This window comes from Eubacterium sp. 14-2, from assembly GCF_000403845.2.
Taxonomy (GTDB): domain Bacteria; phylum Bacillota; class Clostridia; order Lachnospirales; family Lachnospiraceae; genus Petralouisia.
In genome coordinates this window covers 1,419,935-1,433,242 of sequence record NZ_KE159567.1, presented here as the reverse complement: position 1 = coordinate 1,433,242, position 13,308 = coordinate 1,419,935, and the positions used below count along the sequence as shown (strand labels likewise).

Genomic DNA, 13,308 nt, shown 5'->3' with positions numbered 1-13,308 from the left:
ACCTTTTGTGGTATAATTATCTTATCAAAAAATGATAAGGGAATCGTGCCAAATGACTACAAAAGATGCTTATATCCAGCGCCTTGAAAACACCATAAAGGACTTACAGAATCAGGTCAGCAATCTTACAGAGATGGTTATGCTCCTTCGCAAAGAAAAGTTTGGTTCTTCCAGTGAGAAGACTCCGAAACAGATCGAGGGACAACTGTCTCTTTTTAATGAAGCTGAACTTGAGGCCGATGGTTCTGTTATGGAACCAATCAAAAAAGATGTCCGTAGTTATACCAGAGTCAATGCAAGGGCCAAACGCGAAGAACTTATTAAAAACCTTCCCGTTCGTGAGATCCTCTGCCAATCAGCACCAGAAGATCAAATCTGTCCTGACTGTCATTCTTCGCTGAGACCGCTGGGAAAGGAAACTGTCCGTGAAGAACTGGAATACATTCCTGCAAAGCTTCAGATTGTTCGGTATGTCCGTATGTCTTATGAATGTCCTAAGTGCAAACACACAGATCATCCATACATTCAGAAAGCCCTGACACCGACATCTTTACTGAATCATTCGCTTGCGTCTCCAAGTTCAGTAGCCAATGTCATGTATCAGAAGTATGGGAACAGCGTTCCTCTCTATCGTCAGGAAAAAGACTGGGAGCAGCTTGGAATCTCCTTATCAAGAGCAACCATGGCCAACTGGGTCATCCGATGTTCTCAGGATTATCTCATGCCGATAGTTGAACACCTGAGAAAAGAACTGCTTTCCAGAGATATCGTCCATTGTGATGAAACGCCAGTCCAGGTGCTAAAGGAAGAAGGTAAAAAGCCACAGACCAAGTCTTATATGTGGCTTTACCGAACAGGGAACGATGAAAGAGCCCCTATTGTCCTGTATGATTACCAATCTTCCAGAAATGGTGAGCATGCTGCCACATATCTGAAAGGTTTCCGAGGATATGTGCATTCCGATGGATTCTCCGGCTACAACAAGCTGAAAGATATCACCCGTTGCGGCTGCTGGGCTCATCTAAGAAGGAAGTTCGTTGAAGCTATACCGGCTAAGAAAAGCAAAGATGCTTCCCTGACCAGTGCTGAAATCGGAAGAGATTACTGCAACCAGCTGTTTAAAATCGAAGACAGTCTGAAGGATTTATCCCCGGATGAACGATTTCACAAACGTCTCGAACTGGAAAAACCAGTCCTTGAGGCTTTTTGGCGTTGGCTCGAAAATCTTACCTTCCTCAAAAGTTCTGCCCTGGGAAAAGCTGTGGTCTATGCCAGAAACCAGAAAACATACATGGAGAATTACCTTTTGGATGGACGACTTGCGATTTCAAACAACGCTGCTGAAAATGCCATCCGACCGTTTACTGTTGGAAGAATGAACTGGCTGTTTGCTGATACTCCCAAAGGAGCTGCTGCATCAGCTGCAGTGTATAGTCTCATTGAGACAGCCAAAGCAAACGATCTCAATGTTTATACTTACCTCGAATACTTACTCCTGTATATGCCAGACACAGACTGGCTCAACGATCCGGCTCAATTGGACTACCTGATGCCATGGTCAGAATCTGTACGAGCCGAATGCAAACGCTAACGATTGGACTGGTGAGAACCAATCCTTTCTTTTTGGCAAGGCACTGTTTTATTTATCGCTTACGTACAGTGCGTCCATAAAGCCCAGAAAACAAAAAAGACAGTCAGAGAAGCTGCCTGTGACCGTCTTTTTCCATTTTTATTCGATTCTCATCTATGCTGACTTTTCCAAAACCACCGCCCAAACACAACTCTCAGGCGCTCTCACCCATATTCGCCAGCTTCGCCGCCTGATCGGCTGCACGGAACAAACGTTGCTAAAATAACAAGCTCGGAACAAATGCTGCTATGCACAAATGGGCTGTGTACAAACGCCTCTTTGTAAAAGGCTCGGAACAAACACAGCTATCCCTGTCAGCATACATATGCAAAATCCAGATTACTCAGCAAGGCTCCTACAAAATATACATTATACATAATAACCTCACACTTTACCAACAAAGCACTACCAGAAATAGCATTGTAAACTTTCTCATGATAGTATCTATCATCTTCTTAACTCAGATACATCTCTACCTTAATTTCTTATCAAATAAATGTTTCTGATTCTTATCATTCTAACATTTTTACTCTATTTCTTCCTCTAAATCCTCCTCGTCAAGCAATTCTTCTATTTCCGTATAATCCCTATCTTCACTTAACCTTCCATTATCCTCCTCATACCTTTCTATGTCTAATTCAATACTTTGCATTACCTTCTTTATTTTTTCAGACATCTCATTCCCAACTGCCTTTAGAAAAACACGCTTAATATAAATAGACCATTCCTGCTTATCACAACTATCTTTGTATCCTTTTTTTATATTTGGTAAAATATACTTACATACAAGTATTACTAAATCTATATCTAACTTTAAATTATCTGCTTCTTCTGAATATGGTCCAATATACTTATTGGGATATATCTTTCCGCTATTTCCAATAAATAGCTCTATATTTAATTCATGTTCTCCAAATTGTATTATCGGTCGAAGCGCACGCAAACTCTCTTCTCCTAAAAGCATACCTAATGTACCTAACAATGCTGACACTCTAATACCTATTCCTCTAACAGCATTAATTTTATCGTTTGTACGCCCTAAATAACTTATTATTCCATTTAGGAACATTTTGGGTTCCTGAACAATCAATTCATCTTGCATTTCTCGTAAACGATAAAACAACCAATACAGCATATCCTCCGAAACATATTCATCCGCTGTAATTTCTCCCCAAATTAATTCATTACTAAAAATCCTTTTGATAACTACTTCTGCGTTTCTTTGTGATGCCAATATAACAACTTTTAAGATACCATTTTTCTCAAATGCAATGATTCTTTGTATAATATCTCTTACTTCATATTCATCTATTTCCTGATTTTTTCTGCATATTGGACAGTTTGTCCCAACTGCAACAAATTCTATCGTCTCACCCATACATTCCATTGTAGCAATTGAAAAATCTCCAAAACCTTCAAAAATCCCTATTTCATTTTTCAATTCACAGTTTCTATATGGTTTTCTGGGTTTCTGAACCACAATCCGATTTTCTCCAATAACTTCCAGAAATTTCTTAAGAGAATGAAAACCATGAAAATTCCATATCGAAAAATTAATCATAAACTCTCCTCCCTATGTGCTATTTTAATAATGCTTCCCTTTATGTGCCAAAATAATGAACTTATTATCAACTTATTCCTTTTCCAAATATAAAACTCTGTTTTTATCACATCATCCCATTTTATAGTCTTATTTGATTGAATTGCTAAGGTAAAATATACTTTTTCAGATTCTGGAAAATTGAATAGATTAACATCTATATATTTTGATGCATTAGAACAATCTATAACATTTTCGTATTCTTCTTCTCTATCAACCACCATACTTGTATTTTTAGAGTTCTTAATTCGCACAACAGGCTTTCCATGCTTTTTATACCATCTTAAAAGCCATTTATATTTAGAAATCACTTTTACTGAATACTCTATCTTAGAACTTCGGTTACAAGAAATCAAAAGTTGTTCTACGTCTTGCCAACTTCTTGCTTCTACCTCTACTTTTATTGGAAAACTCAAAAATGACAATAATGTATTGACAAATAATGTTACTATAGCCGAGTCAACTGCCACCCGTATTGAATCGCTGGATAAAATCACATTATCTTTAACCTGAAATTTCTCTAAAATCGGAACAATAATACTCACATCTGACAAATAAAACAAAATAATACAAATAGGCGATAAAATCTTCATCGCCCATGATAATGTCACTTCACGTCCTATTTTCTTTATGCTCACATATAATGCTATGCAAATGAAAAAAACTATAGATACTATTACAGAATTCCCTTTCATAAAACATCCTTAAGCAATCTAAATAACTGTGCAACAATTTTTTCTGAATCAATTGCTAATACACCATTATTATAAAAATAGAATCTACAAATTCTGTCATCTTGCTTCATTCCAAAAGTCATATGACTGATATCTATTCCCTCATCATAATTGTACCACTTAAGCATATCTAGCAATGATTTCATTATGCTTTCATCATCTTTATTTTGATTTATATCTTTAATATACTTATAAAGACAATCATTATCTTCTTCAAATAATGCATTCAATTTTACTTCGTATATATCTATTCCATTTTTTACGAAATATAATAAAATCTTATAAAAAACACTAGCAGTAATAATATATTGGGTTGTTGGCATTTCTGACATATCTTCCAATAATTTTTTATATCCATTGTTTAAATAATCATATTCGATAGCAACAACATACTCGCTGACTTTTTCATACATATAATTATCTAGTAATGGCATGACATCATCAACTACATCTCTATCAATTCTATATAATTTATATTGTTTTTGCATTGTCATACCTCCTCTCAAAGCAAGTATATTAATCTTAATAATAATTATAACCCATTTTTTTATTTTTTCAACTGTTCTGAACAACTTTCCTTATACATCTATGCAACTCTAGCAAAAATAAACAATGCATCAATGCCCCACTAAAACAAAAAACAATCAATAGGGCTGTTAACAACTATTTTTCCCATAATTATTCTATTCTCAACAATCCAAACTGCCTTTAGAATATGTATTACACAAAATATGCAGTCAATGCATTTTTCAAAAGCACGACAGGCCTCTGCTGTTTCTTATCAAGCCTTAATATAAACTATTTCATCGCAATACCCCCAACATGCACAACTGGAAAATATTATCTGGCGTTGTATATCTCGAAACAATCTCACCATTTAATGCCTTTTTCGTTAATTCACTCTTTGATTTGTCCAGATATTTTATAACTGCGGACTCAATGGATATCCCATCGTCGTCTACATATTTTACATCAACAAGCCCAACCCATTTATCTGGATATTTTTCCTGAATTTCTTCCCACGTCATTCTCTTTCCAAACATAATTATCCTATCCTCTCTTTCAATTCCGTAACATAAATCCCAATAAAAATAATAAATTGCTCTATCTAAAATATACCATAGTGCCCAACTAAAAAATATTATTTGGTATTGTATTACAGTTAAAAATTTCGATTTCTATCTGAATAATAAGCAGCTCTTCTTTCAATTTATCCATATACAATATTTCAGTAATTTAATAAAATCTAATCATTCTTTTAATGTACTTCCCCTCATTCTGTACCACTGCCAATATATGCCAAAAACTAAAATTTTATAAAATCAATTTACCTATTGCTAAAAATAGCATCTTCTAATGGAACCCATTTATCATCATACAAATCAGATACATATTCTGTATTATTAAAATAAAGATCTTTATTCATATCTCTCACAAACCCCCAATGCAGGTTATACTGATCAGCATATCTCTTGAAGGTTTCAAACTTATTACCAACCTGTTTATCAATATTGTTATCACGTTTACCCTTCTGGCCACCTTTTGCCTCTATAACCCAAACAATATCATCATCTTTTACCTTTATAACATAATCTGGATAAAATAATTTCTGAATCCCAGTTATAAAATTACAATAAACGATAGATAAATACTGCTGACCACTGTCACCATTTTTGTATACCCAATCAATCTTATCTTTATGAACTTCGCAGAATTTCTCAAATAAAATTTCTGAGTCAGATTTGCCACAATTAGAAGTCACATACTCCATTGTATAATCTTTATATGCATTGCTTTCAATAACAGTATGGTTTTTCTCCATTGGATCAAAATGATATAATTCTTCCATAGGAATCTTAAATATACTAGTTTTGGGTTCTAACATCCTATTCTGTACATTTACTTCTGATACTAAATCTTTGAAAGCCTCATTTATTTCATGACTATTATTAATAATAAAGGCATAAAAGTCTTTAATACTTAACTCTAATAATTTATCCCTATTACCATGTTTAAAACAAAAAAGTTTCTCAAGAATATTTCTAATGCTCTCAGCCTGTATTCCTAAAACATTTTTAAATTTATCAATAGTGTGACGCATCAAAATGCCATGTTCACTTGTGTTAACTGGTGTCGATGTATCCACATAGCAATGTCCTTCTCCAATAGTATCTGTTAAAACAAATATCCCATTTGTTACCTGTCCTAACAAATTCTTATCAAATTTATAATCCTTAGACAACTTTCCCTTATTTAATTCTTTATTAAAATTGAGATCATACTTTTTTACATAGTAATTCCTTACCTTCTTATACACTTCTCTTAAATCTACTGTACCACCATCCATATCTCGTAATTCTTTTGGTAATTCTAAAACTCTACACTTCTCTTTCAAGAATAATCTCTTAGGGATATATGCCTTATCTAATCCAGCAAGGAGGCCTGTTTTAAATTCTTTATCAAAAGTATATACATAACACAAATCAAGAACTGGTATATCATAATGCATCTGTTCAGGCATTCTTCTTATCCTACCAATGGTTTGTACCTGAAATGCTTCTCCACTACCTTCTCTTAATTTAACAAGAATCTTAGCTCTTGGACAATCCCAACCTGTATTAATAGCTTGTTTTATGAACAAAAAAGCTAACTCACTATTGTTTTCAGTAAGATTATCTGGGATATCATCTTTGTCACCACTTAACCAAGCTGCTACCGTTCTATTCTTTCTCGAATACCCCATTTGTTCTAATTTAGTTTCTACTGTTTCAATCTTCTCAGGCTCACCGTTTGGAAACTGAATCAATACTAACGGTCTAATATCTTTTCCTAAATTTTTATACTCATCATAAATTTCTTTCCTCTTTGTATTAGCTAATTCCAATAATAAACTATCATCTTCAGCCGTACCAGACTCAATCCCTTCATTAACACTAATTGCAGAAGTTATTAAACCCTCATCAATTACAGCCTGCTCATCAATTTCCTTATATTCAACATCTTTATTTGCAATTGTAGTAGCTGAAACACGAATAATATGCTCTGCCATAAAGTAATCAATAATATCACGAGCCTTCGTAGTATTATTGCTATGTTCCTCGTCAACAATCAGCACAAAAGACATTCCATCTTTATGAGCTTGTAAAATACGCTCATAAAGATTTTTTCTCTCACCATCCGTAATAGCTCTATTCCCTTTCTTTGTTACTTTTTCCCAATTAATAAAGGTCGTTGAACCAGCCTCAAAACCATTTATTAAAACATCAAACAAGTCATTTGTTTGTCTTGCAGGCAAAAACTCCCGCATTTTCTGTCTGCTTTGTTCCTCAAGGTCACCCTTGCCAGGACATAACCACACAAAAGCAGTATGTTTACATTGAAAAACACAATAAAAATCTGATTATCCGCTAAAACACAGTATCTATCAGCATTTTCAAGGAAACAAACACATCAATTTACTACTTATTTACTACTAACGAATGAGCCTTGATACGCAAGTTTTCCTAGATATGCAAAGATATGGTACAGCACATCAGTATTGAAACAAGAAAAAATTGAATAACTTATAGACTATGGAACGCCTAAAATGACGTTCCTTTTCTATTTCCAGCCGTTCTTATTGGACGGCTATTTTATTACCAAAAATGAAAGGAGCATTAAACTATGAAAAAGACATGGAAACGATTGTGTACGGGCTTCTTAGCTCTTGCGACTGTCGTTACTGCTTTACCGACTACACCCGTTCATGCAGAAAGTAAGCAATACTGGACGGAGTCAAAAGAGCGTGTCGGTATCGTTGAAAAAGTAATGAATGACGGTTCGATTGGTTCTACCTTTAATGAGGGACATTTGACCGTTGAGGGCGAGGACGCTTACTGTATTGACATTAACACAGACTTTAAGAACGGTTACAAGACCAGAGCTGACGCAAGCTCACGCATGAGTGCCGACCAGATAAGCGACGTTGCCTTATCTATCGAATATGTAAAACAGTACACAGACAACCACAGCGGAATAAGCAAAAATCACGCTTACCTTTTAAGACAGCTTGTAGTCTGGCAGAGATTGAGCGTACATCTTGGCTGGCAATGTGATAACGTGCGAGCTTCTTATGATGAAATTCCAAAGGCAACGCAGGACGAAGTTTTCTCTGGTGCAAAAGCCTTTGTCAAAGAAAATAAAGGACGCTATGAATGTGGCGGTTATATCTACTCTGGCGAGGGGCAGGAATTAGGACAATTCTGGGCGAAGCTGAATGTCGGAAATGCGAAACTGCAAAAGACTTCCAGTAATACCAACATTACAGTCGATAACGGGAATTACTCTATTGCAGGTGCAACCTATGGTGTCTTTTCTGATAAGGACAGCACGAAACAGCTTGCCACCCTTACAACTGATGATAACGGAAATACAGACGTTGTAGAAGTTAAAGCTGGCACAGTCTATATCAAGGAACTATCTGCACCAGCAGGATATAAAGTAGATAAAACTGTATATTCCTTAAAGATTGAAGCTGGAAAGACAGCGACATTGAACGTATCTGATACGCCAAAAGTAACGGACACTTTGATTGAGCTTTTCAAGATTGATATGGAAACACAGAAAGACAATCCGCAGGGAAACGCTTCTCTAGCAGGTGCGGAATTTACATGGAAGTATTATGCTGGCTACTACAATAAAGATAATCTCCCTGCCGAAGCTACTCGTACATGGGTTACAAAGACAATCGCTGAAACTGACAGCGACGGGACAACCCACTACATCACAAAATTAGCGGACGCATACAAAGTATCTGGCGACAGCTTCTATATGCAGGACGGCAAAGCGGTTCTTCCACTTGGGACGCTAACCGTAGAAGAAACGAAAGCTCCAAACGGTTACTTGTTGGACGGTGCATATATGCAGGCTGGCGATAAGTCCGAACAGATTAAGGGCTTATATGTAACACAGATTACCGAGGACGGCGACCTTGCCGTACTATCTGGAAGTAACCAGTTTTCCGTATCAGACAAGGTTATCCGTGGCGGTGTGAAAATTCAGAAACGAGATTTAGAAACGGGCGATACAAAGCCACAAGGAAGTGCCACTTTGAAAGATACTGCTTTTGACATCATTTCCTTAAATGATAATTCTGTTTTGGTTGAGGGCAAGTTATACAAGAAAAATGAAGTGGTAAAGACTATTCATACAGACCTTGAGGGTGTCGCTTCTACTTCTGCTGACCTTTTACCTTATGGAAACTTCCGTATCGTTGAAAGTGAAGCTCCCGACGGTTACTTAACTGACGGTGCGAAACCGATTGATTTTACAATCACAGAAAACGGAAAAATCGTGGACTTAACCGACGAAGCCCATTCTATCTACAATCAGATTAAGCGTGGAGATATTGAGGGCGTGAAAATCGGTGCAGGCACATACAAGCGTCTTGCTGATGTTCCCTTTAGGATCACAAGCAAGACGACGGGAGAAAGTCATGTTGTAGTAACTGATGATAACGGGCAATTCTCCACTTCTGCTGACTGGGCTTCCCATAAGCACAATACCAACGCAGGCAAGACCAGTGAGGACGGTGTATGGTTTGGGACTTCTGAACCAGACGACAGCAAAGGTGCGTTACCTTATGATACCTACATCATTGAAGAATTACGCTCTGACAGCAACAAAGGCTTTGAGCTTATCCCACCTTTTGAAATCGTGGTATCAAGAAATAACCTTGTGATTGATTTAGGAACACTGACTGATGAATACGAAAAAGAAATCTCTATCCATACCACAGCGACCAGCAAGGACGGCGAAAAGACTATCCTTGCAGGAAAAGAGGTAACAATCGTTGATACAGTCAAATTAGACGGACTTACAAAAGGCACAAAATATCAGCTTGTAGGCTGGCAAATGCTGAAAGAAGAAAATGCCGAGCTTATCATTGACGGAAAGCGTGTAGAAAACGACTATACCTTTGTCGCTGATGATGAGGAAATGAAAATAGAAATTACCTATACATTCAATGCGTCTGCTTTAGGTGGCAAGAACCTTGTTACCTTTGAAGAATTGTATGATTTAAGCAATCCAGACGAACCTGTGAAAGTTGCGGAACACAAGGACATTGAGGACGACGGGCAGACGGTACTTATCACAGAGCGTATCATCAAAATTCATACGACTGCTACCGATAAGGACGGCAACAAAGAGCTTGAAGCTGGAAAAGACGTTACAATCATTGATACCGTAACCTTAGAGGGCTTAGAAATCGGTACACAGTACAAACTTGTGGGCTGGCAGATGTTGAAAGAAGAAAATGCAGAACTTCTTATCAATGGAAAACGTGTGGAAAGTGATTACACTTTTACTGCTGACAGCGAAACTATGAAAGTGGAAGTTGCCTTTACCTTTGACGCTACTTCCCTTGACGGCAAACAGCTTGTAACTTTTGAGGAATTGTACGATTTCAGCAATCCAAACGAGCCGAAGAAAGTTACCGAGCATAAGGACATTGAGGACGAGGGACAGACGATTACCTTTAAGGAAAAACCAGAAGAACCAGAGAAACCCGAAACACCACAGACACCAGAAAAGCCTAGCAGACCGAGCGACAGTCCCAAAACGGGCGATAACACAAACCTTTACGGACTGCTTGCACTTCTTATGACTTCTGGTGCTGGACTCGCAGGTATCTTCTTCTACAAACGCCGTAAAATGAAGAAATCATAAGGTGGTAACGGTATGAGGAAAGAAAAATCACGTTCTCCGCCGAAGCTGTCAAACGGCAGACTTCCGCTTATTCTGGCTTGTCTGCCAACAACCTGCAAGAACACGGATAGTCAAGGGTGCGAAGCATTTATTTTACCCTTTACTATCGGTGGGATTGCTGGTACTTCCCAAACTGCCAGAATAAGAAATCACAATCAATTTATCAAAAATAGAAAGAAACGAGGTAAAACAATATGGAAATGAAATATGTCGTGCCAGATATGGCACAGTCTTTTGGAACTCTTGAATTTGCAGGCGAAAGCGACCATGTTTTTGACAGAGATAAAGATAACCGTAGAGTTTTCGCAAGAAGAAGCTACAACCTTTATTCAGATGTGCAGAGAGGGGAAAATGTTGTCGTGGAAATTCCCGTGCAGGCTGGCGAAAAGCATTTCAAGTATGAGCAGAAAGTAAAACTTGTTAATCCGAAGTTATACGGCAGAGGTTACGCAATCGGGGATATGGGACATACCGATTATGTGTTGCTTGCTGATGATATTGTAGCAGTTGAAGAAAAGTAAAGGAGTGAAGCATTTATGAGATTATCAAACGGATTTGTTATTGACAAAGAGAAAACATTTGGAGAATTAAAATTTACAGCGGTGCGTGATGTGTTCTTGCAGAATGAGGACGGGACACCGAGTACCCAGCTTAAAAAGCGTATCTATGATTTGAAGTGCAGTCTGCATGGTGGAATTATCCCCGTGTCTGTACCGCCAGAAGTACCGTTAAGGGAATTTCCGTACAATGCAGTCGTGGAGCTTGTCAATCCCGTAGCCGATACCGTACACGACATACGCATGAATCTTTTTTCCTTCCCTGCTTCTGAAAATTATCTTTTTAAAAATTCAGAACCTGCTCTATAAACTCTGCCGGATTCATACTTATCACAAAACGTTTCTTTTTCATGGACAAATCTGGCCGGAATATCTCCACCATTTTCGTATGATATTCAGGTTTTCAGCAGCCTGTTTATCCAGTGTCGTATTTGCATCTTCTTTCAATGTCACGTCTAAATGCCAGTGCATACTTTCCACACTCCAATGCCCCCTTACTGCTCGACGAAACAATTCCACATCTTCCTTTAGACTACTGATATAATACCGCCACTCTTTTCTTTCCCTGCCTTCTTTTTGGATTGTTTTTTCTTCCATCCCGATGCTTTTTAGCCCTTTCCACTCTTTTTTCTGTGCCAGCCATCGGATTTCTTCTGTTTGATAATACTCCCGGATCTCGATCTGTCCATGTGCCTTTTCCACTGTTTTTTTATACTTCCCATTTTTGCGGAGTTTCTTTTTTTCAGATTCTTCATTCAAAAACATTCTTACATCTTCATACAGATTTTTCCGGTTCTCTTTCAGGGCGAGTACATAATCTCCACGTTTTGAACGGATTTTTTCTGCGATTGCAGTCTGTGTCCCCATTGCATCGATTGTCACAACCTGACCTTTTATACGGATCTTCCCAACAATTCCGGGATGGCTGTGATTTCATTACTTTTCGTATTCACAACTTTTTACCCGAGGCTGAATCCATCTTCCCTGCTTCATGCTGTGATGATATGATTTGGCTTTCCGTTTTTTCTTTTATTGGAACGCATTGTTTTTCCATCCACACAGATCAGTTTTCTTAATGTTTCCCCTTCATTTTTATTCAGCAATTCCTGCCATTTTTGATAAAGTTGCTGTAAAACTTCCGGAGACAGCAGACCAAATACACGACATAGTGAATCATGAGAAGGGATACCATTTTTCAGTTCAATATATTTTTTGAAATACTCCTCATGATAGTGAGCAAAATACTCCATTTCCACCCAGTCATCCACATTTGCGAGTGTTGCAAAACGCAATCACAATAATATCTTTTAGTTTATGCCTTACTTTTGTCTGCTGACGGTTATCTTCAATGTATTCCATCCACTCTAATAATTCATTCATGACAAATCCCCTTTTCTTTTATTATACCAGAAAAAAGAATTTGTTCACAATTTATTTACTCATGCGTTTGTCGTGCGATACCGTATCAAGAAAGACGTTTGGTGGTGCAGATGTGGACTGGTATGTAAAGGCAGAGGATATTGTGTTGAAGAATAAAGGTAATCTGAACGCAGGCAATCCACAGAATAATAACACGCAGGGACAGCTTAAAAAATAGAGAAAATTATTTTTGAAGTAAATAATTTTCTCCCCAGTTACATAGTTCATCAAGAATTGGTGTTAAGGTTTTTCCAAATTCAGTTAAGGAATACTCTGTTTTTGGTGGGACGACTGGATAAACCTTACGGTTAATCAATCCGTCTTTTTCCAGCTCACGAAGCTGTTGTGCTAACATTTTGTCTGTTGCTTTTGGAATGAGCTTATGAATTTCGCTATACCGTAATGTTTTATTCATTAAGTGCCATAAAATGACTGCTTTATATTTTCCGCCGATTAGTTGAATGGTTGCTTCAACGGGACAACTAAAACCACAGCAATTATTTTCCATGATGTTCTCTCACTTTCTTTTTAGGTAGTATATTACAAAATAGTGCGTTCTTGTCTAACAGACTATTACGAATATAATTATAGTATAGGTTGACCTAATTCACAAGAACAAAG

The 13,308-nt window shown here is 37.3% G+C and carries 12 protein-coding genes and 1 pseudogene; 5 read left to right on the top strand and 8 right to left on the bottom strand.

The window, feature by feature from the left end; all coding sequences use genetic code 11:
* The first annotated feature begins 52 nt into the window (after nucleotides 1-52).
* Nucleotides 53-1,591, top strand: a complete 1,539-nt coding sequence (locus C805_RS13785) for an IS66 family transposase (protein ID WP_016214469.1) — start codon at nucleotides 53-55, stop codon at nucleotides 1,589-1,591.
* A gap of 565 nt (nucleotides 1,592-2,156) precedes the next feature.
* Here the strand turns inward: C805_RS13785 and C805_RS13780 are convergent.
* The 5 genes from C805_RS13780 to C805_RS13760 all read right to left on the bottom strand — a co-directional run bounded on the left by C805_RS13780 (nucleotide 2,157) and on the right by C805_RS13760 (nucleotide 7,322).
* Nucleotides 2,157-3,191, bottom strand: a complete 1,035-nt coding sequence (locus C805_RS13780; RefSeq protein WP_016214468.1) for a hypothetical protein — start codon at nucleotides 3,189-3,191, stop codon at nucleotides 2,157-2,159.
* A complete protein-coding gene (locus tag C805_RS13775) occupies nucleotides 3,188-3,925 on the bottom strand; it encodes a hypothetical protein (protein WP_016214467.1) in 738 nt (245 codons plus the stop codon). Before C805_RS13775 ends, C805_RS13780 begins: the two co-directional genes overlap by 4 nt.
* Entirely contained in the window at nucleotides 3,922-4,452 is a 531-nt protein-coding gene (locus C805_RS13770) for a hypothetical protein (protein WP_016214466.1), read from the bottom strand. Before C805_RS13770 ends, C805_RS13775 begins: the two co-directional genes overlap by 4 nt.
* A gap of 315 nt (nucleotides 4,453-4,767) precedes the next feature.
* Nucleotides 4,768-5,007 carry a hypothetical protein gene (locus C805_RS13765; RefSeq protein ID WP_016214465.1) on the bottom strand — a complete coding sequence of 80 codons (240 nt, stop codon included), beginning with the start codon at nucleotides 5,005-5,007 and terminating at the stop codon, nucleotides 4,768-4,770.
* Nucleotides 5,008-5,291: 284 nt separating this feature from the next.
* Nucleotides 5,292-7,322, bottom strand: coding sequence for a DEAD/DEAH box helicase family protein (locus tag C805_RS13760; RefSeq protein ID WP_022751086.1), 2,031 nt, complete (start codon nucleotides 7,320-7,322; stop codon nucleotides 5,292-5,294).
* Between the two features lie 305 nt (nucleotides 7,323-7,627).
* Here C805_RS13760 and C805_RS13755 point away from each other — a divergent pair, with 305 nt between their 5' ends.
* The 4 genes and pseudogenes from C805_RS13755 to C805_RS0105125 form a co-directional block, all read left to right on the top strand.
* Nucleotides 7,628-10,672 (top strand): SrtB-anchored collagen-binding adhesin, encoded by a 3,045-nt coding sequence (locus tag C805_RS13755; protein ID WP_009269738.1) that lies wholly within the window; start codon nucleotides 7,628-7,630, stop codon nucleotides 10,670-10,672.
* Between the two features lie 12 nt (nucleotides 10,673-10,684).
* Nucleotides 10,685-10,915 carry a hypothetical protein gene (locus C805_RS13750; protein WP_242832666.1) on the top strand — a complete coding sequence of 77 codons (231 nt, stop codon included), beginning with the start codon at nucleotides 10,685-10,687 and terminating at the stop codon, nucleotides 10,913-10,915.
* A complete protein-coding gene (locus C805_RS13745; RefSeq protein WP_016214463.1) occupies nucleotides 10,906-11,232 on the top strand; it encodes a YdcP family protein in 327 nt (108 codons plus the stop codon). Before C805_RS13750 ends, C805_RS13745 begins: the two co-directional genes overlap by 10 nt.
* Nucleotides 11,233-11,247: 15 nt before the next feature.
* A pseudogene (locus tag C805_RS0105125) lies at nucleotides 11,248-11,499 on the top strand (YdcP family protein); the annotation flags it as partial.
* Between the two features lie 117 nt (nucleotides 11,500-11,616).
* On the opposite strand, the gene C805_RS27335 reads toward C805_RS0105125, so the two are convergent.
* The 3 genes from C805_RS27335 to C805_RS13735 all read right to left on the bottom strand — a co-directional run bounded on the left by C805_RS27335 (nucleotide 11,617) and on the right by C805_RS13735 (nucleotide 13,195).
* Entirely contained in the window at nucleotides 11,617-12,150 is a 534-nt protein-coding gene (locus C805_RS27335) for an ISAs1 family transposase (RefSeq protein WP_016214461.1), read from the bottom strand.
* A gap of 107 nt (nucleotides 12,151-12,257) precedes the next feature.
* Entirely contained in the window at nucleotides 12,258-12,560 is a 303-nt protein-coding gene (locus tag C805_RS27330) for an ISAs1 family transposase (protein WP_016214460.1), read from the bottom strand.
* 311 nt (nucleotides 12,561-12,871) lie between these two features.
* Nucleotides 12,872-13,195, bottom strand: coding sequence for a winged helix-turn-helix transcriptional regulator (locus C805_RS13735; protein WP_016214458.1), 324 nt, complete (start codon nucleotides 13,193-13,195; stop codon nucleotides 12,872-12,874).
* Between the last annotated feature and the right edge of the window lie 113 nt (nucleotides 13,196-13,308).